Consider the following 25,147-nt stretch of genomic DNA (forward strand, 5'->3'; position numbering starts at 1 on the left):
GGGTGTTACCTCCGTTGGTTTGCCAGGACCTCCAGCGCGCCGGCGAGGCCGTGCTGAGCGACGGCCTCCGCTCTCCGTTCGCTGTCGACGGGCGAGCTGGTGTAGAGCCAGTAGGACTCGGGATCGACTTCGAGGCGGACGACGCCGGCCTCTTGGGCGCGGCGCAGGTAGAGCTCGCGCTTCGGTAGCAGGCCGCGGATGGTCTGCATTTCCGTGTCGTTCAGGCGGAAGGTTGTCTGAACGCTGTCGGGTAGGTCGGGATTCGCGAGGAAGAGCTTGGTTGGGAGGGATTCAAGGAGGGCCTGGGCGCCATCGGTGTCGGTCAGGTCGACGGCGCTCTGGGTCGCCAGGACCAACGCGGCGTTGCGCTTGCGCCAGGTCTTCGCGGCTTCGGCCAGGTAGGTGAGGACGGCGCGATCGTTCAGATAGCGCCAGGCCTCGTCGACCACCATGAGCTTGACGCGGCCGGCCTCGGCCGGATCGTCCAGGGCGAGGCGGAGGCGTTCGAGGAGGAAGAAGAGCGCGGCCTCGCAGAGGTCGTCGTGCTCTGCGGCGCCGGCGAGGTCAATGACCTGCCAGTCGGCGAGTTCGAGGGTGTCTTCTCCGCCCCCGTCGAAGAACTTGGCCCAGACCCCCTCGCCGTGCCAGCGGCTCATGGCCGGCCACATGCCGGAGGGCATGGTGCTTACCAGGTTGGAGAGGGTGCGCTCGCGGGGATCGGCGGCCTGGTAGAGGTCCTCGATGCGCTCGCGGATCTCGGTTGTGTCGGCTCCTCTGAGCGTGTAGCCGCCGATTCGGAGGAGACGGCTGACCCAGCCGGTGAGAAAGCTGAAGGTGCGCTCGCCGGCCGGGAGGCTGAAGGGCTTGAGCGCGAGCTCGTCGCCGGCGGCGTCGGGGTTGAGCTCCAGGTAGCCGCCGCCGAGGAAGTCGGTCAGCCACTTGTAGGAGCCGCCCAGGTCGAGCACGAGGACGCGCGGGCCGTAGTGCTGGGACTGCACGAGGAGGAAGTTCAAGGCGAAGCTCTTGCCGGCTCCGGTGGCGCCCAGGATGAGGGTGTGACCCACGTCGCTGCCGCCGAAGAGGTCGTAGTGGTAAGGGGTGCGCCAGGGCGTTTCGAAGGTGGCCATGGCGGGCTTTCGGAGGTGTTTGCATTCGGCCTGGCCAGGGGGCGGGCCAAAGAGGGGCGCTAGGCACGCAGCGACGCCGGCGCTGCTGAAGACGGTCCGGATCTGGCGCTTTCGAGGTTGGCCGGGCAAGCGGCTCCACCAGGCGGGAAGCTGCCCGAAGCCTTCGCGGATCAGCTTGGCGTCCGCGGCGCCGAAGATGCGGAAGAGGTCGGCGTCCAGGGCCTCGATCTGGGCCAGGTCGTCGCCGTGGAGCGCGATGTTGAGGGAGATGTCGCCGTAGGCGACGCCCTCGGTTTCGAGTTCGACGAGAGCGTGAGCGATCCGGGCCGATTCCGCGTCCGCCGCGGAGTCGACCATGGCGGCGGCCGTACCCTGGGCGTCCTGCATGTGGGCGACCATCGAGTAGCGCTTGCTGAAGTAGTGCCGTTGGACGCTCCGGATCTTGCGCCGCGAGGCGGCGAGGGGTTGCGGCCGCCACTCGAGCGAGACGGTGAGGGTCGCTTCGAGGCGGTAGAGCTCGGCTAACAGGTTCGCCCTGGCCTGAACGGGGGGCGAAGTCAGGTTGTAGAGGATGAGGGGCTGTCCGTCTAGGCGGAGGAAGCGCCGCTCGGCTTCGAGCTGGGACAGGCCGAGTCGCCAGTTCAGGGCGCTCGCGATGTGGTCGCCGTGCCAGGGTTGACCAGGCCGGTTGACCAGCTCGGAAAGGACGCCGGTGGCCTCGGCCGCGGGCAACAGCCGGATAGGGGTGACGTCGGAAGCGAGCGCGGCGGAGGCGTCGACGAGCTGACGGAAGCGTTCGGCCGCGTCGGTGACATGGCGTAGCAGGAAGGCGCACTCGTCCGGCTTGGTGCGGTTCTTGATCCACTCCTGGGCGGCCGTGAGGACGCCGGCGTTGCCGGAGCGGGCGTTGCTCTTGAGTTGGGCGTCATGGGACCACACGACGTAGGCGCGGAGGTCCTGGACGCGGCGCTCGAGAAAGCGCCGCCGTTTCTCCTGGGAGAGGGCGGCGATGCCGTCCAGACCCTCGATCGGCGAGAGCCGGCCGGGGCGGCGGAGGAGATAGAAGTAGAGACGGGTGTGGGGATCGAGGCTGCTGAGGAGCCGGAGCCAGCGACGGAGAACCTCGTCCATCTGCTGCGGAGTGCGGCCGTCGACGACGGCCGGGGAGAGGGCGGCGACGGCGAGGAGTTCGCCGTTGCGGGTAAGGCAGAACGGGTGGTCCTGGAGCCAGCCCCAATAGGGAAGCTCCTCGGCGAGGCTGCCGGCGGCCTCGTAGTTGGCGCGTTCAGCGTCCAGGTTCATTCGATGAGATGGAGGTGCCAGGTGGACGGTTTGCCGGCGTCGTAGCGGGTGCGGCTGGAGCCGGCCTTCGCAAGGATCGAGAGCATGTTGGGATCGCGCTTCCAGGCGAGAAAGCCGGCCACGTAGAGGACCGCGAAGATCAGCGCTCCGGTGATGATCGAGTTGAGGCCGTTCCAGACGCCCAGACCGAGCGTCATGGAGAGGAGAAACCACCGGCGTTCCACGCCCAGAATCTTCATGGGGCGTGAGAGCGCCGGGTGGCCGTACCAGGGTGTTTCGCCGCGCAAGAGGGAAGCTAGGAACCGGCCCATAGGTCAGTCAGACCGGTGGAGAGCGCGGCCATGGCGAGGGCCGCGGGGAACCGGCGCCGACGTGTGTAGCTGAAGGCGGCGAGGAGAGAGTTCGTGGCGAAGACCATGAACGCCGGGGAGGGGAGGAGAGCGACGACTTCGGGCATCCAACTCGCTCCGCTCAGAAGAGCCAGTTGAGGAAGTTCGCCGCGCCCATCGTCATGCCCAGGCCGAAGATGATTCCGGCCAGGAGCTTCTTCGAGCCGCCTTCGCCGAAGGCGAACATCAAGCCGCCGATCACGAGGGCCACGAGGCTCAGGCCTCGAGCGATCGGACCGGTGAAGACGGTCTGGAGCCGGGTGACGGCGGTCTGCCACGGGCTGGTGCCCTGGGCCATGGCCAGGGCGGGAACGAGGAAGAGGAGCGTCGTGAACCGAATGGAGAGGCTCTGGAGTCGAGAAGGCGGAGCCTGCGGCTTCGCGTCGACGGTTTCCGGGGTCATGGGATGTCCTCCTTGTTAGGGGGTTTGTCGGGTCTACTCGACGAACTCGCCTTGCTCTTGATCGGCGAGGCGCCGCGTCAAGTCCGGGTCGCCCTCCCCACGGCGGAAAGAGCGTTCGACCAGGTCGACCTTCCTGCCCACGTCGTGCAGGCCCAGACGGCGCAGCACGGCCTCCAGGGCAACCATGAAGGTGGCCGCGGCGAGGAAGGTGTAGAGCGTGATGGGTAGCCAGTACTCCTGAAGGATGAAGCGGCCATGGGGCGCGAGGAAGTCCAAGCGCGCCAAGGCGTAGAAGGCGAGGATCGCTGTCAGGGAGAGGGTCACGCCGAAGCTGATGCGCCAGGTATGCACGGGATCAGTCGCTGAGGACGTTCCAGATGGACCAGACGCCGACGATCAGCCCGAGGGCGATCGCGACGATCGGGAACAGCCAGAGGCGGGCGGCCCCACGTTCTGGCGGCGGCTGCGGGGTCCAGGTCCGGGGTAGAGCCGGCAGCCGGCGTGCGACAGCTAGATCGCGCTCCAGGCGGCGGCGTTCCCGGCGCTCCGCGACGGCAACGGCCACGGCGACGGCGAGGACCAGAGCGAAGCAGGCGTACAGCGACCAGCCGCTCAGAGTGTCCTGGAGCAACCTGGCGAGCGGGATGGCGGGATAGCCCATGTCAATGGTCCTTGTTGCGGCCAGTGACGCGGGCCCAGGCTCGCTGGGCCGCGTCGAGGGGGCGGTCGGGACAAGGGGCGTCGAGATAGACGCGAAACGGGACAAGAAGCGTCAGAACGGCCACGACGTGCGCCACGGGGCCGGTTTCGGTGCCGAGAAGAGGGAGTTCGCCGGTCATAGGTCGAGGAGGCCGTCCTCGATGCCGCCGCGGCGTCCGCCGCTATTGGCGGAGCCGCTGCTCGGAGAGGAGAGGCCGCGTAGCGCACCCGCCAGGTGGCGGGCGGCCCTGGGGCTGGACGCGAAGAGAGCGAAGCCGGCTGCGCTCTTCGCGGCAATCGAAGCGCGGGTGTAGTGCTCGGTGGTGATCTCGATGTTGACCCGGCCTTCCGTGGGGCCGTCCGGCTCGCGGGCGACCTCGATCTGGGCGTCGGGCCAGAGGATCGCTCCCTTGTCGTCAAGGGGCAGTTGAAGTCGCGCGGCGATCTCCTCGCGCAGGGCGTCGGCCGCGTCACGGCCGCGCGCTGTGCGGACGGCCTCGGTGCGTTTCATGATCTCGCTGCGCATCTCGGCGTCAAGCAGGACTCGTCGCAGGTGGAGACCACGTTCGGCCAGGCGTTCACGCGCCGCGGCGACGGCCCGGTAGAGAGCGAGGTCGTGCTTCAGGTCGGCGCTCTTGCCCAGACCGCTCCAGGTGCGTTGGTCGGAGGCCCAGCCGCGCAAAGGGGCGACGTCGCTGGCGAGGCGTTCGCCTGCCGGTGTCGCCGTGAGGACGTTGGTGACCCGAGCGGTCTTGGTGTCTGGGAGTTCGTGCTCCTCGACCAGGCCGGCCTTCTTGAGGTTGTCGATGCCGCGACGGCCGGCGAAGAGATGGCCGTCGAACTGGCGGTCGATCAGGTCGCGTGAGGCGACGGCGCGATGGACGGCTACGTCCACCAGAGACGCCTGGAGCCGGTCCTGGAAGGAGCGGCGCTCAGGCTCCCGGCCGGCGAGCTCGCGGCGGTGGCCTCGTTCTCGAGACGGCGGCCGCTGGGCCTGCCGAAGCTCCGCTCTGGCGTCGGAGAAGCGGGTCATCGGATCTACCCGCGAGTGGGTCCGACGTCCCGGCCGTGCGCTCGTTCGGCGATCGCCCGGTCGTGAAGCGCGTGGTTCTGGGCCTGGTTGGCGAAGCTGTTGGCGACGGTGAGGACGGCCTTGCGCTCGTCTGAACTGAGCGATTGGGCGTCGATCGCGTGGTTCTCCAGGTCATCGCGAAGACCGCGGAAGTCGGCCGTCTTCGGTGTGTAGATGTTCTGCGAGGCGGTCAAGTGGACGGCCTGGAGGTCGCGGATCAACTTCTCGGGCGGGCGGTCCTCGTTGCCGTTGGGGCGCAGGACGTCCAGCGCGGCCTCAGCCGCGCGCGAGATGTTCTCGTTGAAGCGGGTGGCGGCTTGCTGTTGGGCCGCTGCTGCCTCCAGAGCCTGAGTCGGCTCGACTCCTTCGCGTCGCTCGAGCTGTTCGATGCGCTCGCGCGCGGGCTCGATCAAGTATCGGGAGATCCGCTCCGCGTCAGCGGCGGCGCGGTAGATCTCCCTGGGGTCGTCTTCGAGCGCCTTTACCCAGCTAGCGACGTAGGCGGCGCTGTCGTTCTGGGGTTCGTGGCCCAGGCCGATCTTCTCGCCGGTCATCATCGCGGCGATCTCGGCGCGGAGCTCCTCCCTCGCGTACTCGGGGCTGCCGAACTTCTTGCCGAGGGTGTTGCGGTTGAGGCGATCGGGGTGGCCGGTTGCGTGGCCGAGCTCGTGGATCGCGGTCTGGTAGTAGCTGCCGGTGCTGGGGAACTGGCCGGGTTCAGGCAGGACAACTTCGTCGGTACGGAGGTTGTAGTAGGCGCGGTCGCCGGCTTGGTGTTTGACGGTGACGCCGCTGGTCTCGATGATGGCGTCGGCCGCGGCGTGGCCCTCCCATTCGGGGGGAGCCGTGGCGGGCGGTCGCTCGGGGAGGCCGCCGGTCTGTTCGGCGTTGAATACTGAGTAGGTGCGGACGAACGGCTTGGGACGTTCGAGGACGGTGTAGACCGGTTCGCTGGCATCGTTGAGCTTGGGGTTTCCCTGGTCGTCCTTGGCGGGGACGAGCTTGGTGGTGGAGAAGAAGAGGATCTGAGTGGCCCGTTCGCCCCGCTGGACGTGGCCGCCGGCCTCTCTGATCTGGCGGTAGGTGGCCCATCGGTTGTCGGTGTAGCCCTTCATCTGGGCGGCGACGCCGAGGTAGAGGCTGTTGCCTCCCGCGTAGCGCCGGCCGGTTGCGAGGTTCTCCGGCAGGGAGCGCTCGCCGGGCTTCCAGGGCTTCTGGAAGGGGGCCGTTCCCTCCTTCAGTTGCCGGATGATCTGGCGGGCGAACGTCTTGTGGTACTCGCCGACGCGGTCTTTGGAGGGGGCCATGTCAGGAGCCCGCGTCGATGTCGGCGTGGAGGACGTCGGCGAACTCGGCGCTGCCGTCGGTATGATCGACGAGGCCGAAGCGTTCGGCGAGACCCGGGGAGACAGCGACGAGGATGCCGGTCGAGAGCGAGGCGCTCAGGGCGGTGGCGAGACCTTCTTCGGTGAGGGCCTCGATTACCGGCTGGCCGTCGATGTCTTGGAGTTCGGTGTTTCCGGGTGCGATAAAGTCGATTATCGCCACATGACCGTGCTGCTTGACAGACCTGAGGAAGTCGTTCGCCGCGACTCTCAGGACTACCCCGAGGGTCTACGTCAAGCCGGTCCCGCTGCTCTCTTTGCCGCCGACGAGTTCTTCACCGCGAGGATCCGAAACGCCCACACCCGCCGGGCCTACCAGCGCCCCGTGATGCTCTTCCTAGAGTGGTGTAGGGATCACGAGCTTGACCTGCGTTCCGTTGCGCCTGGCGACGCCGCCAGGTTTATCGACAGCCTTCCATCCGTGTCGGTCCAGAAGCTCGCGATAGCCGCCCTACGCCAGTTCTTCGACGTGCTCGTGACGCGTCATGCCGTGATGCTCAACCCTTTTCGCTCCGTCCGCGGGCCACGACGCGAAACCCGTGAGGGTAAAACGCCCGAGATCACTGTCCCGCAAGCTCGACAGCTCCTCGACTCTCTCGACACTGCCAGGCCGGTGGGGCTCCGCGATCGCGCGATACTGGGTACCTTGACCTACACGGGCCAGCGCGTGGGTGCGGTAGCCCGACTCCGGCTCCAAGATCTCCGCGACTACGGAGATCGTCGATCGTTCGTCTTCCGGGAGAAGCGCGGGAAGGAGCGCGAGATACCCCTCCGCTTAGACCTCGATCAATGGGTTTCCGAGTACATGGCGGCTGCGGTGCCGGAAGGCGGCCCCAAGAGAGCTCCGCTCTTTCGCACGATGTCCCACTCCACCGCTACAGGCTTCACGAACCGTGGCATTCAGCCGTGGACCATCCGCACGCTTCTCAAGCGACGCCTCCATGACGCCGGCTTGCCTGACATCATCACGCCGCACAGCTTCCGCGTCATGGTGGTCACCGATCTCCTGAGTCAGGACGTGCCGATCGAGGAAGTCCAGCACCTCGCGGGCCATTCCCACCCCTCGACCACCCAGGTCTACGACCGCCGGAGGCGCCGCGTCACCCGTAACCTCGTCGGACGAATCTCCGTCTGAACCACTCCGAGAGCGACAGCCAAGCGCCTGACGGCGCTAAGGGGCCGCGGAACCGCTCCACAGTTTCGTCGCTGAAAACGTACACCTAAGGTCCATCTTGGGGCGCTGAAAGCGTACACCTAAGCCAGCGATCCTTCGCTGAAAACGTACACCTAGCAAGTAGATCCAACTAGACCTGCCTAGCAAGTAGGGCGCGATGCACCTGCGGAAGGCGCCCACACGAGTGGATAATGCGGAGGAACCACAGCGAGGAGAGAGAGCCGGCCCTAGCGAGCGACGCGACTCCGCCGCGCCGGGATCTTGGGTGCCGTTGGTCCCAACACCAGGGCTCCCGCCCGGCTCTTGTGCCCTCGTTGGCCAGCTTCCACGCTGTAGTTCAGCGCCGGCCAGGTCCTCTTGATCTTCCGTAGCTCGCGCAGCGCTCGCCGACGGAACATCTGCACTTCGTTCTTGTCGTAGAGCTCGCTCGGTTGATCCGCGAACTGGCGATACAGCGCCGGCCAGGTGATCCGCCGCGGCCGGTCCAATCTGAACGTCGCGTAGGTCAGCCAGAGGTAGAGGTCGAGTCCCAGTGCACAGCGCCGGAGCGCTCTGAGCGTCGCCATGTCCACCGGAACTGGTCGGCGGAGAATCTCCGCGAAGAAGCCGCTCCCTAAGCGAACCGTGCTCACCCACCTGCTCGGTGTGTCGTGCGATTCTACCTTCCACCACAGCTCCGATCGGTCCGCGATCATCGACGCCACGCTTCGCGTGACGCCTTCCCCCTCATAGCTCAGCCGGATCGACGCGTTGAAGAGCCGCTCGATCTGATCCCGGAGCCGCGTCCGATCCCCGCGAACGCCGCCGCTCCTGCTCGTGATTCCCAACTCGCGCATGAACTCCGCGAGCGTTGCGCCCAGCCGGAGTCTCGCGGCCTGAGTCCTCACGACTTCGGTGCAGATCCACGCCAGCAGTAGGCGCGGGAGCGTTCCGAACGGGAGGCCGGATCGTCCGGTTGCCGTCACGATCATCGTGTACGGCCCGTTTCTTCGCATGTACTGCCGCTCGTCGCCTCGATCTCGGCGGGGAAGCGCACAGAGCGTCAACAGTCGCGCCATGAAGGCCACTTCGACGTGGTCGTGCCGCTCTAGCCCCCCTTGTCGGGGCGCCGGCAACCGCTGAAGCCTCCTAGAGAGCCTGCGGCGGTCTTCCGTCAGCAGCACGTCTGACAGCGGTCTCATGAGTAGGACTCCCACGTAGTCGTAGTTCCTCCACACAGCCTTATCGGCGTTGCTCGGGGCCGCAGGCGAGCGTTCACCCTCTTCTCCCTTGTCATGTCGTTGAGTGTGTGATAACCATGTTATCCAACCTCACCATGCAACCTCGTGCTTCAGCCGCTGCCTACGTCCGCGCGCTCTTTGAGCCGGTCGAGCACGTCGCCGTTCTCGCCGTCTGTCGCGCGACCCCCAAGGGGCCGGCGGTTCTTCAGCGGATCGTAGAAGCCGGCAGTGTGGCCGGCGAGCGCTATCAAGCCTGGCTTCGCCACCTGAACTCGCGGGGGTATGACCTCTTCCTCGGGGTGAACCCCATCGACCCGGCGCGAGGGAGGCGTGAAAAGCGAGACGTAGTCGGGGTTCGGCGCCTCCAACTTGACCTCGATGCGGACGGCGCGAACTCTCTCAAGCGCCTCCTCGCAGACGTGCAGCTGGCGCACTTAGCCACGCCGGCCATCGTGATCCGCAGCTCCCGGCACAACTACCAAGTCCTCTGGCACACGACGCCAGGGGCCTGGACGCCGGAGCAGGCGGAAGACGCTATGAAGCGTCTGGCTGATCACTACGTAGGCGATCACTCCGTTGCCGACGTAGCGCGCGTCATGCGCTTCCCCGGTTTCCGCAACGACGCCCTTGCCACATGGACGGACTACGGCGGCGACCCGGTCGCGCCTGCAAGCTTCGGCCACTTGCCAGCCTGTGACGCCCAGGTTAGGCCGGACCCGCGGCCCGCAGGCCGCCGCGTCGTGACCCACGCCGCAATCAGCCAGAGTGAGCGCGATTGGGCGTTCGTGCGCGACCGTCTGCGGAAAGGCGCTGATCGAGGTGCTCTGGTCGCCATCCTCGAGGAACACCGTCAAGATAAGTTCAACCCAGCCGACTACGCCTCTCGGACCGTCCGGAAGGCCCAGGAGAGTCTTCGGCTTGACAGTCAACCTTCTCGCTGACCCAAGGGGCTATCATTTGACGATTATCGACTTTCTCGCTGCCACTCAAGGCAGGTGCCCTGCGGTCGAGCCGGTCCTCAAGGACCGGATCCAGGATCCAGTCTTGTGAGGAGCAATCTGCGGCGGCTTGGATGGTGCCCCAGTGAAGAGCCCATTGAGGCTCGGAAGCGAGCCACCTACGCAGGACTTGCGGGTGTCGCGTGCGAGGCGCCTCGGAGCGGGGGCTAGTACGGGCTTGACCCTTCGAGCCAGCATGACGGTCGTTCTCCTTGGAGGAGAGACCTGGCGCCCGAATTGGCGCCGGGCCGTATGTGACCGCCACGCGTAGGCATGGAAGGTCCCGCCTATTCGCCGGCTTCGGGAGCTACCCGCGGCCTCTTGAGGGCTGTTGTATTCGGCAGGCGACCCGACATCGGCGCCTACGCTGCGGTCACAGACCGTGCAGTCTAGCGCCTCTAGTCGCGAGGAGGAGCGGACTCCGCCTTCGCCTCGTTGTTGGTGGGTCGCTTGATCTCGAGCCGGCCAAGCAAGCGGTACGCGAGGTGGGGGCGGAGCCGCGGTCGCGCGGTAGGTTGCCGCGGGACGGTCTCTACGGCTGTGTGTCGTGCACTGGCCTGACGAGGGTGCTCCGCGCCTGTAGGGGCTCGTCGACAGGTAGGCCGACCTAGCTTGGTACGTGCCTCAAGAGAGCCGAGTTCTCGATTCCGTTGGGCAGTTTGTCGCGCCGTTCCCCCGGGCACCCCTTGCCGGCAGCTACTGGTGAGTGTCGTCTCCGACGATCCGAGTGTGGCGTGTGTTCGACCGGGTCGGGGTCGCCGCGTCACGTGTCACTCGCCGATACCGGAGAGGCGGGCCTTCCAGGTGAGGAATGTCGAGGGGGGGCAAAGTGAGCGGCCGGCGCGATCCTTCGCTCCTTGAGAGGGAGTTTCGCGCTCCTGAGTGGAAGAGAGCTGGACCAAGGATGAGAGCTTCGCGGCAGCCGGAAGCTGGAACGGGAAAGACCGATTCCATGCAATCGCAGGCTCAGTCCTGCGATCTTCACGTTGCGATTCTCTCCGCAAGGCTGTACACCAACCCGCCGTTTTCGTGTATAACTGTCTGTGCTATGGAAAAACGACTCCTCCGACGGGACGAAGTAATGGACCTACTACAGATCTCAGAGGCGACCTTGTATCGCTGGCAACGGGAAGGGCTAATCCCACAACCTGTTGCTCTGGGGCCTCGGTCGAAGCGATGGCCAGTCGACGAGATCGAAGCGTTCATCGCTGGCAAGCGGAGCAAGAAGGACGGTCCTCGCGCGAAGTGATCGGCCTAGGACCATCTGACTAACAAGCCCCGCCGTCGCGAAGCGTGGTCCGTAGATCGACCGGTGTAGTGTGCCGTGCATTCACGCCGAGGTCTTTGCTCTCCGGCATCGTTGGCTTGGTAAAGACCGGATTCGAGAACCGCGTGCCGCATGGACATGGCAGCCGCAGCGGTCATCCCTCGCGTGTGGAAGCGAGGCATTGTCCCGACTTCTGAGGTGCTACGTCTGGCTAGCTCGTTTCGGGCGTCTAGTGCCTTGGCGTTTTCTTTTGTTCAGTCGTATTGTCTACGGTTTGGCCGCGACTCTGTCATCAGCACGGGGTGGAGGCGCGTAGCGCTGCGGGTCAATTCTGTTCGGCGCTTGGTGCGGCATGCGGTGTGGCTCGTGATTGAGCCGTGACTTCCACGACGATGGTCCCTTTGTCGACCCAGCTTTCACCGCCGCATAGCCCGAGGCGGCCGCCTCTGCGGTATCGGGGAGTGGCACGTGACGCGGCGAGATTGTGTAGCCGCCTGGCTTGGGGCTCGAGCTTCTGATGGACTACGCTGACTTCGCGATTGACGGCGCACCAGTTCATCGCCATGCGGCGGGCCGCCACGTTTGGGGGAGCGCTCCGCTTCCCAAGAGCACTTCGTCGACTTTGTGTCAGCTGCTCGGCGTGCCGACGTCGCCGAGCGAGCCGCCATCGACCACCCACCTCCTCCAGCGGGCCGCCAGAGGCCTCGTCTGCGACCGCGCCGTCATGATCGCCGGGTACGAGGAGGCCGGCTACGCGGTGCCGCGCCGCGGACTTGACCGAGAAGGCGGAGCAGGACAGGCGGGCGGTTCGGGACCATCTTTTCGGCTGATGACCCGAGACTCGGGTGGGGTTCCAGTGCGAGTAGATCAGTACCAACCGTAGAGTCTCGTTGGTGTCCTCCCCCACGTGCCGAGCATGAGAGACCGGCCCACAATCTCGTCCATCGCCTGACCGGGAGGCACAATGGCGAAGTGAAGGCCCTCCGGTGTCCCGCGGCGTTCGACATAGGCGAGGCCTCGTTTGTGCTTACGCGCCCAATCGACATGGGGAGCGGTGTTCGGGACGTTGAGCCGGTACATGCCATTGCTGCGGTAGTACCTGTAGATGAACTCATAGCGGTCGCCGTCCGTGCAGGAGATCGCCACGGAATCGTGGTCCAGAAAATCCTCTAGGATGCGACGAAGCACCTGGCCGGCTTCCCTGGGAAACTCAACTTGAAGCGTGTGTTCGCCGGTGAAAGTCTCCAGGCCCGCCCAGGCTACTGACGCGACCGTTTCCGAGATCGCTCTGTCCTCGGAACTCGGCCGCCGCGCGTTCTTGGGCGGCGCTCCGTTAGTGCTGCTGGGCACGTTGTCCACGATGCCTAAAGTGACCAGGTCGTGGAGGCTCCGGTCTCGATTGCGCCTTGCGAAGTACTCCTCGTACGTCTGAATCCTCGACTCCGTGGCCTCCTCGCCGGCGTTCCAGCACTCATGCCAAGCCCTAGCCGCAGATCTGCGATGACGAGGGGCGGAACTCCAGAAGGCGCATTCACAGTTGCTCAGGAAGCCGCCATGGCTAATGTTCGGCGAACCTGTGATCGCGAGAGAAACATCCGCCAAGCCCGCCTCGTCGTCGAATCGGGTCGCGCCCACGTAGAGTTTCGGGTGAAACGTGCCGCCCGGATTGTGGACGATGCGAGTTTCCCAGCCGTTTTCGAGCGCACTCCGTAGCGCTTTCGGGTGCGTCACACCGTCCTTGGTGTCCGTGACTAGCCTGACCTCACCGACGTCTCCTTCATCGAGGATCTTCTTGACGAGGCTGAAGCCTGATGCAGATACGTATGCTACCGCCATGCCAACCACGCGCGGCCTGACACGCAAGATCTGCTTGCGGAACAGTGTCCTGTAGGAAGTACCGGCCGGTCCACTGGCCACGAACGCGCTCGTCATCGCGCCGCACTCCCCCGGCCGGTAATCATCGGACGTCAGAACAGCTCAGTCTGATGGAGTGGTCGGCCCGAGTACGGATCAGTCATGATCGGCAGCGTCGGCCAACGGCCATCGAAGTAGTCGGCCATCGACCACAGATGCAGCCGATCGTACGGCCGCCCGGCCACGTGTACACGCCCCGCCGTCTTTGCGTCTGCCCTCGGACGAGCTGGAGCCGGCTCGAGAGTCACGAAGCAACCCAATGCAGCGCGTTCACGTTCCATGACGTGCCGAAAGTCCCGGAAGTGTGACACTTTGAACGAGCGACCGCCCTTGACTTGCGCCAGGGCGAGCCTCGAATCGACGTCGTCAGGTGCGACGGCCAGCGTCGCGCGCCCGTCGACCCCACCATCGCTGCGTTGCCGGTCATTAGGCGCAAAGCCCGGTAGCCGGGTGACGGCCCACGACTCGAACGCGAACGGTTGCTCGGCGGCGAGCTTCCGAGCGCTCGCCAAGTCGGCGGGAATCCCGAGGGTCGGAATCGTCGGGTCTCTTAGACGCCGATCCTTCACCAAGTCGATAGCGAACGCCGAGATGTCGATGCCGCACCAGCGACGCTTCAATCGGCGCGCGGCATCAACTGTCGTTCCGCATCCGCAGAACGGATCCAGCACGAAGTCGCCCTCGTTCGAGGAAGCGGCAATGATGCGCTCTAAGAGCGCACGGGGCTTCTGCGTCGGATAACCGAGTTCTTCCTTGCCCGCCACCGGTCGGATGTCGTGCCAATCGTTCGTGACGGTCCGACCACGCGACTTGTGGAGATATTTCTTGTACTGAGGAACCGCGCCAGGTTTGGTCTGAACGACGATGCCATCGTCGTAGGCGGCCTGCATCCGCTCGCGAGTCCATCGCCAGACCCGTGTCACGCCGAGAAACTCGTAGGTCAGGTTTGGTCGGTCGTCGTTTGGATTCAGGAGGGGAAGAAGCCGATAGCGTCCTCGGGCGTCTCGATGCCTATACGCTCTCTTCACATACTCCGGGTCGTGCTCTCCGTACACCATGTTGAAGCAACAGTCTGCCGTCCGGCTGTAGCGGAGGATCGTGTCCCGGCAATTCGGGAAGTTGATCTTAATGAGGCTCTTCGGATTGGAGCGTCGCCAGGTGATCTCGTTGCGGAAGTTGTCCGTCCCGAACACGGCGTCGCACAGCACTTTCAGGTAGTGGCTCGCCGTCGGGTCGCAGTGCAGGTACAGCGAGCCGCTCGGCTTCAAGAGCCGGTGCATGTGCTCCAGCCGTTCAGCCATGTAAGTCAGATAGGCGAGCATCCCTGACGGCCCGAGAATCTTGGCTAGGCCAAGGATGGCTCGGTGCGCCGGTCGCGCGGTCGCCCCCTCGAAACGTGCTAGCCGCTCACCTGCGGCTGCGTCCCAGGACCACGTGTCCGCGAACGCTCGTGTTTGGGCACCGCCGGCACTGTCCCGCGCGTAGAGCAGGTTGTAGCTGGCGTTGGAGTTGAAGGGTGGGTCGAGGTAGATCAGGTCGACCGAAGCATCGTCCCAGCGTGCCATCCAATCCAGACAATCCCCGTAGCAGAGGGTGTCAAGGGGGGGCGTGGCCATAGCGTATCGAGGATCGGGCCAACGGTAAGTCCTCACCAAGACCCGTCGACGCGCAGCATTGTACGCCATCTCGGTAGCCACTTCTGGCAGCTCGTCGAGTCGATGGTCGCTCGATCGGTCTTCGGTGGCGAAGCGGGACCATACTTGGGGGAAGGACCTCTGACGAGTCCGGAGCGGAGAAGCGCTTACCCAAGTGCATCGGCTTGGCGACTCGGTATCTTGGCACCGGGAGCCTAGGTACACCGAACGAGCTCTCGTAGGCCGTGAATGTGGCGAGGGCAGACGTGTAAGGGCAGAGAGCCGGGGGTCACAACGCTGGTTAACCAGGTCCCTGGCCTTGGTCGGCTGAGGTCTCGCAGGCGTGTCGGTCGTTGTCTCGGTCGAGTTCGGAGCGGTAGGCGCAGTGGCCGTTTGGGACGCCGTTCCGGTGGACTCGACGTAGTTCGGTGCAGTTCTGGAACGGTCCGCAGTCGGGATCGGGTCCGGTCAGACTGTCGCAGGCCGTGACAAGCAGCATCAAAACCGCTGCGCACGGCAGCGCCTTCTTCATGGGGGCCTCCCTTGTGGACTGGAGGGAGGCGCGACCCTAGACCGGTCCGTTCAGGGCGTCAAACCACCGGCCTCGCCCTAAACCGGGACCGTGGAAGCCACTGGGGGAAACGACGGCCCCGGTACGCGCCGACCTGTCCCTGGCCTATGCAGACGGAAGTCGGACTTGGTCTAGTCCGGCCCGTCGCCCTGCTATGTCCAGAATCGGCGAGATCGTGTACATGGGTCTGCTCGCGGTGGTCGGCGTTGAGCGTTGCAGCGGACAACCCGGAGTGCTCGCCGGCCTCTTGCTTTCGTACTCGATCAGTCTCGGCGGGCGGCGGGCGAAGAGCGGGTGACGGTACGGAGGATCGCTGCTCTTCACCGGGATAGAGTCGACTCTACGTGGCTGTCTAGGTGCACGGGCGCCGGCCAGATGTGTCGTCGAGAGAGGAACCGGAGCAAGATGCAGGAGTACAACGCCGTCGTCAAACGCGCCGGAGACTGGTGGATCGGTTGGGTCGATGAGGTGCCGGGCGTCAACTGCCAGGAACGAAGCCGCGAGGAGCTGCTGGAGACCTTGACCATCACTCTGGGCGAGGCGCTGGCCGTCAATCGGCAGGCGGGCGAGGGGTACACTGGAGACGGTCGTCGTCGCTACATGAAGGGCAGAGCTCCTTCTCGGGCATCTTCATAGACTCGACAGCTCTCAGGTAGGATCCCCGGTTCCGCACCTCTCGGCCCGAAACTACGTAGCAGGGGCCGTTCAGGATAGCTAGCGAGGTGATTGGGACGGCGCGAAGATTGTGTCTGTCGGACGTAAGAGTGAGCGCTTCGTGGTTCCCAGTCGAGAAGAGATGTTTCGAGGGGCGTAGTGATGCGAATACAGCGTGTACAGGTAGAGGAAGGTTTCCTAGACGGTCTCGACGTGTCGTTCGCGTCGGGGCTAAACGTCGTTATCGGTGCGCGCGGTACTGGAAAGACGTCTCTCGTTGAGCTCATTCGGTTCTGTTTGGCTGTACCGGGATACACAGGGGAGTCGCAGAAGAGGAGCTTGGATCATGCTCTGTCGGTTCTAGGGAGCGGACAAGTGACCGTCACGCTATCCGATGGCGACAGAGAGGTTCTTGTGACACGCACTGCTGCCGAAGATGAACCTCGCGCCTCAGCGCCATTCGCTACCCCAATCGTGTTCTCGCAGACAGAGATAGAAACGGTTGGCCTTCGGCAGGAGGGGCGAGTCAGGCTACTGGACAGCTTCAACGGCAGTCCGAGCGACTCCGAGACTAGTGAGGCGGCTGCACAGTCCGAGGTGCGTTCGCTAACGGCTGAGGTCCGGGCGCAGCGGCGTGAGATAGACGACCTAGCCGAACGCGTCAGGGAGATACCAGCTGTTGATAGGCAGATCGCTTCCTTGGCGCCTCAGGAGCAGGAAGTGGCAAAGACCTCTACGGCGGCGAAGAAGAAAAAGGACCTCCTCGACGGCGTGTCAGTGAAGATTGCCGATCTTGCAGCCCGCGTCGTATCGACCGAGCGGTTCCACGAGGGCCTGATGCGGTGGAAGACCTCTCTCTCGTCGGCCTTGGCGGCCGAGCCGGTAGTCGAGTCCGCTTCTGCGTCGGCTGGCCCTGATTTACTGGCGAGTTGCCGCGCAAGCGTTGAGCAGGCGAAGGCGCACATGAAGGAGGCACTCCGGGAGCTTGGGGAAGCGGTGGGCGAGTCGGAGGCGGTCCTTCGTTCAGCGGAGGAAGACAAGATTACGGTTGAGAGCCAGGCTAGAGAGTTGCGGCAGGAGGTCGAAGCCCTGCGGGAAGGGGCGGGGACAATCATTCGGCAGGGGCAGCAGCTTCGGGAGCGAAGGGCGCAGTTAGAGTCGCTCAAGAAGATCCTGGCCGACGGGCAGAAGGGGCTGGAATCGCCGCTGGCTATGCGCGACGTCGCGCTGGAGTCCCTGGACTCCATCAGGGAGGAGAGGTTCAAGCGGCGCTCGTCTGTAGCAGAGAGACTCAACGAGATTCTCGGTCCCCAGATCCGGGTCAGAGTCTCCCGCGCCGGCCAGTTCCACGCTTTCGCTTCCGCGATAGCGAACGCGCTGCGTGGGAGTGGACTCCGCTACAACGAGTTGTCTACCACTTTGGCCCAGAGCGTGAGCCCGCGCGAGCTGCTCGAGGCCGTCGACTCGAATGATGACGACCTCATTGCCGAGGCAGCCGGAATCACCAAAGCTCGGGCTGGCCGAGTGCTAAGTTGGTTACGCGAGTGCGACCTAGGCGTAATCGGTACTGCTGCGGTAGACGACACTGTTGCATTGGAGCTACTTGACGGGAGGGCGTACAAGGGAATTCACGACCTATCCACCGGGCAACGGTGCACTGTCGTCCTGCCGCTAGTCCTTCAGCATACCGGGCGGGTCCTGCTTATTGACCAACCCGAAGATCACATCGACAACGCGTTCATCGCAGATACGCTGATCATCTCCGTCTTAGCGAGGAGCCTGGACAGTCAGATCATCGTGACGACTCACAACGCGAACATCCCGGTACTCGGAAATGCGGACCGTGTGATACAGCTTGGCTCGGACGGCCGGCGCGGCTTCTCGCTACTGGCTTCCGGCTTGGATGACCCGGAAGTTGTCAATGCGATAACGACGGTGATGGAAGGTGGTGCCGAGGCTTTCAGGAGACGCGCTAGATTCTATCGTCGTCATGTGAAGTAGTGACTCGCCAAGAAGCACTAGCGCAGCTTCGTTCGGAATCTGCGCATGAACGACTACGGGCGGCACGCACTCTCGTGCGGAAGTGCGAAGCTGCCGATCTTCGTACGCTGAACGAAGCTCTGAGGAGAGAGCCCGTTTCGTATGTGCGCACGGCTCTGCAATTGGCCATCAAGAGGATTCTGAGTAGAGAGTGGTCCCTGCCGGCAGAAGCCTCCGGTGAATTCGAGATTCCGCGGGATACGCGTACACAGATTGAGAAAGTGGCCGTGGAGCGCGTTACCGGGCAGCTACTTCACGAGATTACGCCACTTGTCGGACTCATAGCTACTTCCGCACGACGGGAAGTTCGGGCATACGAAGGTTCTGAGACCCAGAGGCACGTGGGTTCTCTCAAGGGGGTCCTAGAGGCAATTGAGCAATTGAAACGTGCGACGACGCTCCCGAACCCGACGGAGTTCGACCTTGCCGAATGGCTAGAGGACCTCGTGTGGGAGGTGGTCGGTGGTGAAGCTGTGGATGTCTCGCTTCAGGGCGCTCGCCCCACGCTGATTAGCTCCGACCCAGCGCTGCTGCGCCTGGCTGTCTCGAACGGCATGAGGAACGCCGTTGAGGCTGTCACGAGTTCGGAGGCTGAGGAGGCGCACTCCATAGTTGTGACTTGGGGTGAGACAGACGTCGACTATTGGGTCGCGGTTCTTGACCGCGGTCCCGGACTGGTCGGTCCTGTGGAGTCTGCGTTTGGTGTGGGTCAGTCCAGTAAGAAGGGGCACAGCGGCTTCGGACTGGCTATCGCTCGACAGGCGATCGAGACCTTGGGTGGCACGTGCACGCTCGAGCGCGCATTGGGAGGAGGAGCGTGGTTCGAGCTGCGCTGGGAGCGATGACGCTGCACTTGCTCATTGTTGAGGACGACGATGACTTCGTTGAGGAGTTACAGCGGACCGTGGAGGACCTTCCGGGCGAAGCAGAGGCTTGCGTAGTAGGTAGTCGAGATGACGCGTACGAGGCGCTGACGTCCTCGTTCTTCGATCTCGTGATCCTAGATCTGAAGATACCGACAGTGAAAGGAGCTCTCGACGCGGATCCGCAGCACGGTTATGCCGTCTTCAACAAGATCCGTACTGCGGCTCCAGGCACACCGGTTTTGGTGTTGACGGGCTCTCCTGCCGAGGACTTCCTCGTAAACCACGCTATGAAGAGTCAGCAGCAGGTCGACATTTGGAGCGAGGGGAAGAAGCGAGGAACTATTCGGTTTCTCACGAAGTACCACTTTGATCAGTGCCCCGAGATGCTCGGCGCCGTTGCCAAGGCTATCGAGGGGCTTGCCAGTGTCGAGGTGGAGGGCACGGATGTGGACCTGCGGGTCCCTGAGGATCGGCTAGTCCGGATCTTCGCGAAGAGGTTGAGAGGCGTGCGCTGCGCGGTATCGGAGCTTGGGAGCGGTCTGTCGGGTGCCCGTGTTCTTAGGCTCCGCGTTACGGATCGGCAAGGTGTGTTGCTGCATGATGCGGTGGGAAAGCTCTCTACACACGAAGACGTGCGAAGGGAAGGTGCCTGCTACGACCTGGATGTGATTCGGCTCGCGCCCGCGGCGACGCCGCGAAAGCTCGCTACTCTTGAATACGGAGCGCATAGCCTCGCAGGTGTGTTTTTCGGTCTTGCCGAGGGGGCGGACGAGTCCGTCTTCGAGATCGCTCGGGCGTTTCCTGGGAGGGCCAAAGAGATAGTTCAGAGCTTAGAAGTGGCGATGAGGAACTGGATTGAGGGAGTTCCAGAGACTCGAAGCACGATCAAGAATGTGAGACGGCGGCTCCTTAGTGACCAGTTGTTCGACAGAGTACTAGAGACTTTCGGTTCGGACTGGGTGCAGGATTTCGAAAGACGGAAGATACAAGTGCGACTAGGCTGTAGCCACGGCGACCTACATGGAAAGAACGTCCTTGTTTCGCCCTCAAGAACGGAGCTAATCGACTATGCGGATGTTGGAGAGGGCGTGGCCAGTCTAGATGCCGTGACTCTTGAGTTGAGCCTGCTCTTTCATCCCGACGGGCCAGGAAGGCACGGCACTTGGCCGTCCGGCAAGCAGGCGAGAGCTTGGGGGACTTTGGACGTTTATCTAGACCAGTGCCCGTTCCCGGAGTTTGTGCGGGAGTGTCGAGCATGGGCGCTCCGTTCGGCTGCCGGTAGCAGGGAAGTTGCAGCGGCGGCGTATGGCTATCTAGTAAGGCAGTTAACGTACGAGGACACGGACAAGGAGCGGGCACTGGCCTTGCTTGAGGGCGTGAGGACTTTCTACGAGGGGTGCACGTGAGCGGTCGATTCGGAGGGTGGTTCGACTTCGGTTGCGCACGCTGACTCGCGGTCAGGGGCCGACGTGGTCTAGGTCCCGTGGAGCAAGCGAGGAGTGCAGAGCTCTCCGGTTCGGCGCCTCGGGCTTCGTCGAGAGCACTAGAGTACTCCCGACGAATGAACCACCCGTTCTCCCTAGCTTCGTTGACCGCTTCTAGGTATCGTTCTTCGTCACGGCCACGGCTGCGCAGGTAGCTGCGTCGCATGGAGATCTCCTCCGGTAGTTCCACCAAAAGGGGTTACCGGAGGATCAGCAAGAAAGTCAGATATTCGGACGTCTCATGAGCCAGAACAACAGATACAACGGGATCTTCGTGAACTGTGCGATGCCCGACGTGGAACACGAGGGAGTCCTCTTCTTCGAGGACGATGTGCCATTCATAGAGTTGCACGATCGGCATCGTCGTTTCGGTATGTTTGCCTTCAAGCGTGAACGTCATCTTCCCAAGGTCGTAGGACGACTCTCCAAAGAGCACTACGTACTGGCAACGGATCTCTACGAGAGGAGCGTGTCACACCCAAGCTTCGGCGCGTACAACACCGCGAAGCTCCGCGTGTATGGCGATGTGATCCACAGTAGCGACAAGTCAGTCGTGGAGCAGGAGGAGGCTCTGGCCGACACCCTCCATGTGCGGATAGACCGGCTAGAAGAATGGACCTTGCCAGCGATCAGTGCCTCCGCGCCAGGGCGGTACTCTGACGTTCACTTCTGGTTCGCTCTCGGGATGTCAGTCCTCCAGCATTCCCCTATGGAGGTTACGGTCTCGCGTCATCTTTGCCCCGATGTGACTGCCAAGATAGGCGACGGACTGACCGTGAGGTTTGAGAGCCGGCTAGCATACGGCGAGGGTGAGAAGAGCCTGCACTCAAGGAACGTGTTCCAGGAGGCGGTACTACTGATCGAGGCTGAGGAGCCTCGGCCTATCACTGAACTTAGGGACGCCGCAGAGACTCTGCGAACCCTCCTCCGGTTCGTGTACGGAGAGAGGTGTCAGATCCGGTCCATCAAGGGTACGAGGAAGGACCGGAATCGGAACATGGAGTCGATCTTCGACGAGCCAATACCTCATGTCCATCTCCTGCACCGTCACTACGAGAAGGCCTCGCTCAGCGGCCATGGGACACCGCTGTTTCGCCTTCAGGATGTTGTCGACCTCGAGGTGATCGAGAAGTGGTTCGGCCTGGATGAGTACCATCGCGAGGTCATGGATTCCATGGCGGATGGAGCCACCGTCGTCTTCTGCGAGGCCATAGCGGCGAGCCTCTTGGGGAAGTACGCCGATGAGTTCACGGACGGGACGCCGGCGGTTCGACGACTGATCGACGACATCGAGTCTCTGCTAGCCCAGTTTGACAGGGAGACACCGTCGAGGTTCGAGACGCTTGTAGGGGACATTGGGAATCTCGTGGGGACGTACAAGCGGCCGGTTCAACGACCAACGAAGTACCAGCTTCTCATGGAAGACCTCGGGCTTCACGAATGGGGAATTGAGACTGCAACGTGGGGACAGAGGATCCGAGAGTTGAGGAACAAGCCCCTCCACGGCACTCGCAGTCGAATCTCTTCGGACGAGCTTGTCGACACCTGCCGTGCAGTGATGGACCTAATGAGGATGTTGACGCTAAGGGATCTCGGCTTCGACGACGCAGAAGTTCGGGAGATCGCCAAGAAACAGCGGTGGACCCTGATGCCAGCGGAGGGGGCCGAAGGTGAACTATGACCGCAATCCTCCCGTCCTTTCAGTGTCCGCATCGCACTGCAGAGGCGGAGCATGCTCAAGCGAGGCCACAAGGGCGCCTACCACCGCGTGAGTTGGCGGCATCTGAACGGCTATGTGAACGAGTTCACCGGCCGGCACAACCAGCGAGAGCTCTTGACACCCTTGACCAGATGGTCGAGGTCGTACTGGGGATGAACGGAAAGAGGCTACGCTATGCTGACCTCACAGGCCAGAGCAGCCTGACGGGAGGATGACGACAGCGGCGATAGCCACAGTTATAGTGACGAATGGAATCGTGAACCACCTCGTCCCGGTCCCGGCTGCGTAGATATCTGCGTCGCATGAAGGTATCCTCCAGTGGTTACACTGAAGGGGTACCGGAAGAAACGAGAAGAGTCAAATCACGCACAAACGCACAATAGACAGATGACGCAATCGAAAGAGGAACCACAGTTCTCCCCAGACAAGAACATCCAACGGGGACTGGTCTCGACTACCAGTCGTGTCATCGGCGAGTACCAATCGCAGGACATGGCAATCATGCTGGCCGTTCCCGGCTCAGAGATCCGAGAGCGGCTCTTTGAGAGTCCCGCTTCCCGTACAAGCTTCGTTGTGGCATTCCATACGCCTGAGCGGGAGAAGACCATCATCTTCCCCGACTACTCGTTTCACCTATCTTCCGTGGCAGCAGGCATGTCCGTTCTCTTCGGCAAGAAGCTCGACGTTCACGGACTGACAGAGCATCACGGTAGATTCCTCACACCCGACGTCTCGCAGTACGCGAGCCTCTGCGATCCCCGATTGAGATTCAACTCTCACCAGCCGCGCAATGCGTACCCGGTGAAGCTCGTCCTAGATGAGTTCGGGGCGATTCGTCCACTGTTCGAATCGGATGAAGGGGCCGCCACGAAGCTAATCGCCGCCGCGAGGTTCTACATGCGGTCCCTTCAGAGTGCCGAGCGGGATGCGGAAGTGGCCTACCTACACCTCATAACCGCTGGAGAGGTCCTGGCAAACCTATTCGAGTATCCGGACTCCGTCCGGCTTTCGGACGAGATCAGATCGGATCTCGCACTCGTCAAGAAACACGTTCCCCAGGGTTGTGCGGTCGTCAGACGTTTGTCCAGCGTCTTGTGGGGTGTGCGACGGAGTTTCGTGAGGGCACTCACGTCGTTACTGGACTCAGATTTCTACGAGTCGTGCGACGATCCTCCGCACTACCGGCTTGAGCAAGAGAACATCGAGAAGCACATCGGAGCCGCATACGATCTTCGTAGTCTCTACTTGCATACGGGTGAACCGTTTAGGACCGCAATCAGTACGGGCTACGTGCAGAGCTTCATTCCAGGAGAACTCGACAGTTCAAACAAGAACCTGAGGAAGGCGAGCAGAGACGCTCCGACTCTTATCGGCCTCGAACGGCTGATCCGATACGCGATTCTGAAGTGCATGGAGAACCACGAGTTCCTAGGGCCCCGCAGTGCGGTAGAGGAGGGATAGTTCAACTGGTAGGCCAAGAGATGTCGCCGAATAGCGGCCACCCGCCACTCAGGAATGGTTACTATCGAGTATAGTCCCCCGATCAAACTCGCGTACGAGATAGGGGATAGACTCACTAAGGAGCCGCCGCCACGAATCTGAAGGGCCGAGCCCATGTCGAAACAACTGACCGTCGCCGCTATCGTCGCTACGTGCTGCTGGTTGCCTTCTCCGAAGGCATAGGAATGGGAAGACCTACCTCAAGGCATGGGACGAGGCAGAGAAGGTAGTAGGTCCGGCCGACGCCTCCGCTCTCGAGGTTCGTCGCGAGTCTCGGCCCTCAGCCGCTTCAAGGTACCGGCTCCAAGCTTCCATGACTGGTCGCCGTGGCTCGAAGAGGTCCCCCCTGGCGTAGGCTGCTTCGACCTTGTTGCGGACCACATGCGCAAGGGCTGCCTCCGCCACTTCCCGCGCTACTCCGACTTCGCCGCACCATGTCCTGAAGGACGTTCGGAAGCCGTGGGGCACGCATGGAATCGAGAGATCGCGCAGCAGCTTCGACAGCGTCGATTGTGAGAGGGCGCGCCCGTGCCAATTCGAGGGAAAGACGAGGCCCGAACGATCCGCTGTTCTTCGCGCTTCCTGGAGCAGTTCAAGGGCGCGGCCGGAGAGAGGGACCCGATGTTGGCGCCCGGCCTTCATTCGGCTGGGAGGGACTGTCCACGTAGCGGTCTCAAGGTCGATCTCGTTCCACCGGGTAAGCCGCACCTCGCCCGAACGGCCTGCTGTCAGGACGAGGAACTCCAACGCGAGCTTGGTGCCGGCCCAGGCTTGGGAGGTGCGGACCTTCTGAACGGCCGCGGCGACTTCGGCGTGGGGAAGCGCTCGGAAGTGCGCTCGTTGGCCGCTGTTCTTAGGTAGCGCCGCGCCTAGGGCCTCACCGGCCGGATTGTCAGGACGGTAGCCCTGTGCGATCGCCCACTTCATGATCGCCGATACCCGCTGCCGCAATCTCCGTGCGGTCTCGGCCTTGGTGCTCCAGATCGGCAGTAGGACCCCCATCACGTCTGCCGTCGATATCTGGTCTACGCGCTTGCTGCCCAAGCTCGGGATTGCGTAGTCGGTGAGACTCGCGCGCCACTGGCCTTCGCTCTTGCTCCCCGGCCGCCACGAGGGACGGTGGATGGCGATGACCTTGTCCGCTGCGTCGGCGAAGGTGGGGACGCTACGTGCGCGGGAACGTGGATCTCCACCGGCTCGAGCACACTTCCGATGCTCGAAGGCCGTCTGGCGTGCCTCAGCGAGGCTCGTGTATGGATAGGCGCCCAGGCCGAGATCGACTCGCCGGCCGCCGACGGTTCCGCGCCAGATCCAATGCTTCGAGCCGGTTGGCCGGACCCGTAGTATGAGCCCGTGCTCGTCGCCGTACTTGCCGGCGCGGTCGACGGTTCGGACGAAGGCAGCCGTCAGCTTCCTTCTTGGCACTTCTTCTTCTCCCCGGTGGACTCCGGTCTTGACATGGTTCCGGCGCTCATTGGTCCCTCGTTTGGTCCCACAGTCTCTGCAAGAGCCAGCGAAACGAGACGATAGCAGATAGGCGTCAGAGAGAGGAGAAAACGTATGTGTTACAAGGGTTTGGAGAAGTTGCCGGGAGTCCGATAGACTCCATGAGAGCCAGCTAGAGGCGGTCTCCCTCTCCGCCAGCGCCGTCGTGTGAGTTGTCGCGTCTTCAGCGAGTTCCGCGAGACAGGGCCGCGACGATCCCACGATGTGTCCCACGATTGGGCC

The 25,147-nt window shown here is 63.3% G+C and carries 24 protein-coding genes and 1 pseudogene; 10 read left to right on the top strand and 15 right to left on the bottom strand.

All coding sequences use genetic code 11. The annotated features are described in order from the left end of the window. Positions 1–5: 5 nt before the first annotated feature. Genes OXG83_15505 through OXG83_15545 form a run of 9 tightly spaced genes read right to left on the bottom strand, consistent with a single transcriptional unit; the run spans position 6 to position 6,299 of the window. Positions 6–2,429 (bottom strand): type IV secretion system DNA-binding domain-containing protein, encoded by a 2,424-nt coding sequence (locus tag OXG83_15505; protein MCY3966438.1) that lies wholly within the window; start codon positions 2,427–2,429, stop codon positions 6–8. After that, on the bottom strand, positions 2,426–2,740 hold the full coding sequence (locus OXG83_15510; GenBank protein ID MCY3966439.1) for a VirB3 family type IV secretion system protein: 315 nt from the start codon (positions 2,738–2,740) through the stop codon (positions 2,426–2,428). The genes OXG83_15505 and OXG83_15510 overlap by 4 nt, the downstream gene beginning before the upstream one ends. Next, the gene (locus OXG83_15515; GenBank protein MCY3966440.1) at positions 2,725–2,886 is read right to left on the bottom strand and encodes a hypothetical protein; all 162 of its coding nucleotides are present in this window, start codon (positions 2,884–2,886) and stop codon (positions 2,725–2,727) included. Before OXG83_15515 ends, OXG83_15510 begins: the two co-directional genes overlap by 16 nt. Positions 2,887–2,900: 14 nt before the next feature. Continuing rightward, positions 2,901–3,221 carry a TrbC/VirB2 family protein gene (locus OXG83_15520; protein ID MCY3966441.1) on the bottom strand — a complete coding sequence of 107 codons (321 nt, stop codon included), beginning with the start codon at positions 3,219–3,221 and terminating at the stop codon, positions 2,901–2,903. A 33-nt stretch (positions 3,222–3,254) separates the two neighbouring features. After that, the gene (locus OXG83_15525) at positions 3,255–3,572 is read right to left on the bottom strand and encodes a hypothetical protein (GenBank protein MCY3966442.1); all 318 of its coding nucleotides are present in this window, start codon (positions 3,570–3,572) and stop codon (positions 3,255–3,257) included. A gap of 4 nt (positions 3,573–3,576) precedes the next feature. Then, the gene (locus OXG83_15530; GenBank protein MCY3966443.1) at positions 3,577–3,882 is read right to left on the bottom strand and encodes a hypothetical protein; all 306 of its coding nucleotides are present in this window, start codon (positions 3,880–3,882) and stop codon (positions 3,577–3,579) included. Between the two features lies 1 nt (position 3,883). Next, the gene (locus tag OXG83_15535; protein MCY3966444.1) at positions 3,884–4,060 is read right to left on the bottom strand and encodes a hypothetical protein; all 177 of its coding nucleotides are present in this window, start codon (positions 4,058–4,060) and stop codon (positions 3,884–3,886) included. Next, a complete protein-coding gene (locus OXG83_15540; GenBank protein MCY3966445.1) occupies positions 4,057–4,953 on the bottom strand; it encodes a hypothetical protein in 897 nt (298 codons plus the stop codon). Before OXG83_15540 ends, OXG83_15535 begins: the two co-directional genes overlap by 4 nt. A 5-nt stretch (positions 4,954–4,958) precedes the next feature. Continuing rightward, on the bottom strand, positions 4,959–6,299 hold the full coding sequence (locus OXG83_15545) for a zincin-like metallopeptidase domain-containing protein (GenBank protein ID MCY3966446.1): 1,341 nt from the start codon (positions 6,297–6,299) through the stop codon (positions 4,959–4,961). On the opposite strand from OXG83_15545, the gene OXG83_15550 reads away from it, so the two are divergent. Continuing rightward, positions 6,298–7,512, top strand: a complete 1,215-nt coding sequence (locus OXG83_15550; GenBank protein MCY3966447.1) for a tyrosine-type recombinase/integrase — start codon at positions 6,298–6,300, stop codon at positions 7,510–7,512. The genes OXG83_15545 and OXG83_15550 overlap by 2 nt on opposite strands. A gap of 266 nt (positions 7,513–7,778) precedes the next feature. Here the strand turns inward: OXG83_15550 and OXG83_15555 are convergent, their stop codons facing one another. Together OXG83_15555 and OXG83_15560 are read right to left on the bottom strand one after the other, a co-directional pair. After that, entirely contained in the window at positions 7,779–8,732 is a 954-nt protein-coding gene (locus OXG83_15555; protein ID MCY3966448.1) for a replication protein RepA, read from the bottom strand. A 149-nt stretch (positions 8,733–8,881) separates the two neighbouring features. Further along, the gene (locus OXG83_15560; protein MCY3966449.1) at positions 8,882–9,205 is read right to left on the bottom strand and encodes a hypothetical protein; all 324 of its coding nucleotides are present in this window, start codon (positions 9,203–9,205) and stop codon (positions 8,882–8,884) included. Between the two features lie 1,612 nt (positions 9,206–10,817). Here OXG83_15560 and OXG83_15565 point away from each other — a divergent pair. Further along, a complete protein-coding gene (locus tag OXG83_15565) occupies positions 10,818–11,018 on the top strand; it encodes an AlpA family phage regulatory protein (GenBank protein MCY3966450.1) in 201 nt (66 codons plus the stop codon). A gap of 885 nt (positions 11,019–11,903) precedes the next feature. Here the strand turns inward: OXG83_15565 and OXG83_15570 are convergent. The 3 genes and pseudogenes from OXG83_15570 to OXG83_15580 all read right to left on the bottom strand — a co-directional run bounded on the left by OXG83_15570 (position 11,904) and on the right by OXG83_15580 (position 15,026). Beyond that, positions 11,904–12,968, bottom strand: coding sequence for a hypothetical protein (locus OXG83_15570; protein MCY3966451.1), 1,065 nt, complete (start codon positions 12,966–12,968; stop codon positions 11,904–11,906). Between the two features lie 35 nt (positions 12,969–13,003). Then, positions 13,004–14,515: a DNA methyltransferase gene (locus OXG83_15575; protein ID MCY3966452.1), complete on the bottom strand. Its 1,512-nt coding sequence runs from the start codon at positions 14,513–14,515 to the stop codon at positions 13,004–13,006. Positions 14,516–14,885: 370 nt separating this feature from the next. Beyond that, positions 14,886–15,026: pseudogene (locus tag OXG83_15580) on the bottom strand (excalibur calcium-binding domain-containing protein). 283 nt (positions 15,027–15,309) lie between these two features. On the opposite strand from OXG83_15580, the gene OXG83_15585 reads away from it, so the two are divergent. The 8 genes from OXG83_15585 (at position 15,310) to OXG83_15620 (ending at position 23,380) form a co-directional block, all read left to right on the top strand. Then, positions 15,310–15,453: a hypothetical protein gene (locus OXG83_15585; GenBank protein ID MCY3966453.1), complete on the top strand. Its 144-nt coding sequence runs from the start codon at positions 15,310–15,312 to the stop codon at positions 15,451–15,453. A 77-nt stretch (positions 15,454–15,530) separates the two neighbouring features. Further along, a complete protein-coding gene (locus tag OXG83_15590) occupies positions 15,531–15,791 on the top strand; it encodes a hypothetical protein (protein MCY3966454.1) in 261 nt (86 codons plus the stop codon). A gap of 180 nt (positions 15,792–15,971) precedes the next feature. Then, complete coding sequence (locus OXG83_15595; GenBank protein ID MCY3966455.1) at positions 15,972–17,810, top strand: AAA family ATPase; 1,839 nt, start codon at positions 15,972–15,974, stop codon at positions 17,808–17,810. A gap of 161 nt (positions 17,811–17,971) precedes the next feature. Next, complete coding sequence (locus OXG83_15600; GenBank protein MCY3966456.1) at positions 17,972–18,694, top strand: HAMP domain-containing sensor histidine kinase; 723 nt, start codon at positions 17,972–17,974, stop codon at positions 18,692–18,694. Then, entirely contained in the window at positions 18,691–20,121 is a 1,431-nt protein-coding gene (locus OXG83_15605) for a response regulator (GenBank protein MCY3966457.1), read from the top strand. The genes OXG83_15600 and OXG83_15605 overlap by 4 nt, the downstream gene beginning before the upstream one ends. Positions 20,122–20,440: 319 nt before the next feature. Beyond that, entirely contained in the window at positions 20,441–21,880 is a 1,440-nt protein-coding gene (locus OXG83_15610; protein MCY3966458.1) for a hypothetical protein, read from the top strand. 51 nt (positions 21,881–21,931) lie between these two features. Continuing rightward, the gene (locus OXG83_15615) at positions 21,932–22,075 is read left to right on the top strand and encodes a hypothetical protein (GenBank protein MCY3966459.1); all 144 of its coding nucleotides are present in this window, start codon (positions 21,932–21,934) and stop codon (positions 22,073–22,075) included. A gap of 345 nt (positions 22,076–22,420) precedes the next feature. Further along, positions 22,421–23,380, top strand: a complete 960-nt coding sequence (locus tag OXG83_15620) for a hypothetical protein (protein MCY3966460.1) — start codon at positions 22,421–22,423, stop codon at positions 23,378–23,380. Between the two features lie 234 nt (positions 23,381–23,614). Here OXG83_15620 and OXG83_15625 read toward each other — a convergent pair whose 3' ends face one another. After that, entirely contained in the window at positions 23,615–24,844 is a 1,230-nt protein-coding gene (locus OXG83_15625) for a tyrosine-type recombinase/integrase (protein MCY3966461.1), read from the bottom strand. Positions 24,845–25,147 lie beyond the last annotated feature (303 nt).

It is taken from the genome of Acidobacteriota bacterium (genome assembly GCA_026707545.1).
Lineage (GTDB): Bacteria > Acidobacteriota > Thermoanaerobaculia > Multivoradales > Multivoraceae > Multivorans.

Coding starts and splice junctions, on each gene's coding strand:
- OXG83_15505 (MCY3966438.1), bottom strand. CDS start 2,429: ATGAACCTGGACGCTGAACGCGCCAACTACGAGGCCGCCGGCAGCCTC.
- OXG83_15510 (MCY3966439.1), bottom strand. CDS start 2,740: ATGGGCCGGTTCCTAGCTTCCCTCTTGCGCGGCGAAACACCCTGGTAC.
- OXG83_15515 (MCY3966440.1), bottom strand. CDS start 2,886: ATGCCCGAAGTCGTCGCTCTCCTCCCCTCCCCGGCGTTCATGGTCTTC.
- OXG83_15520 (MCY3966441.1), bottom strand. CDS start 3,221: ATGACCCCGGAAACCGTCGACGCGAAGCCGCAGGCTCCGCCTTCTCGA.
- OXG83_15530 (MCY3966443.1), bottom strand. CDS start 3,882: ATGGGCTATCCCGCCATCCCGCTCGCCAGGTTGCTCCAGGACACTCTG.
- OXG83_15535 (MCY3966444.1), bottom strand. CDS start 4,060: ATGACCGGCGAACTCCCTCTTCTCGGCACCGAAACCGGCCCCGTGGCG.
- OXG83_15540 (MCY3966445.1), bottom strand. CDS start 4,953: ATGACCCGCTTCTCCGACGCCAGAGCGGAGCTTCGGCAGGCCCAGCGG.
- OXG83_15550 (MCY3966447.1), top strand. CDS start 6,298: ATGTCAGGAGCCCGCGTCGATGTCGGCGTGGAGGACGTCGGCGAACTC.
- OXG83_15545 (MCY3966446.1), bottom strand. CDS start 6,299: ATGGCCCCCTCCAAAGACCGCGTCGGCGAGTACCACAAGACGTTCGCC.
- OXG83_15555 (MCY3966448.1), bottom strand. CDS start 8,732: ATGAGACCGCTGTCAGACGTGCTGCTGACGGAAGACCGCCGCAGGCTC.
- OXG83_15565 (MCY3966450.1), top strand. CDS start 10,818: ATGGAAAAACGACTCCTCCGACGGGACGAAGTAATGGACCTACTACAG.
- OXG83_15570 (MCY3966451.1), bottom strand. CDS start 12,968: ATGACGAGCGCGTTCGTGGCCAGTGGACCGGCCGGTACTTCCTACAGG.
- OXG83_15575 (MCY3966452.1), bottom strand. CDS start 14,515: ATGGCACGCTGGGACGATGCTTCGGTCGACCTGATCTACCTCGACCCA.
- OXG83_15585 (MCY3966453.1), top strand. CDS start 15,310: ATGTCCAGAATCGGCGAGATCGTGTACATGGGTCTGCTCGCGGTGGTC.
- OXG83_15590 (MCY3966454.1), top strand. CDS start 15,531: ATGTGTCGTCGAGAGAGGAACCGGAGCAAGATGCAGGAGTACAACGCC.
- OXG83_15595 (MCY3966455.1), top strand. CDS start 15,972: ATGCGAATACAGCGTGTACAGGTAGAGGAAGGTTTCCTAGACGGTCTC.
- OXG83_15605 (MCY3966457.1), top strand. CDS start 18,691: ATGACGCTGCACTTGCTCATTGTTGAGGACGACGATGACTTCGTTGAG.
- OXG83_15610 (MCY3966458.1), top strand. CDS start 20,441: ATGAGCCAGAACAACAGATACAACGGGATCTTCGTGAACTGTGCGATG.
- OXG83_15615 (MCY3966459.1), top strand. CDS start 21,932: ATGCTCAAGCGAGGCCACAAGGGCGCCTACCACCGCGTGAGTTGGCGG.
- OXG83_15620 (MCY3966460.1), top strand. CDS start 22,421: ATGCTGGCCGTTCCCGGCTCAGAGATCCGAGAGCGGCTCTTTGAGAGT.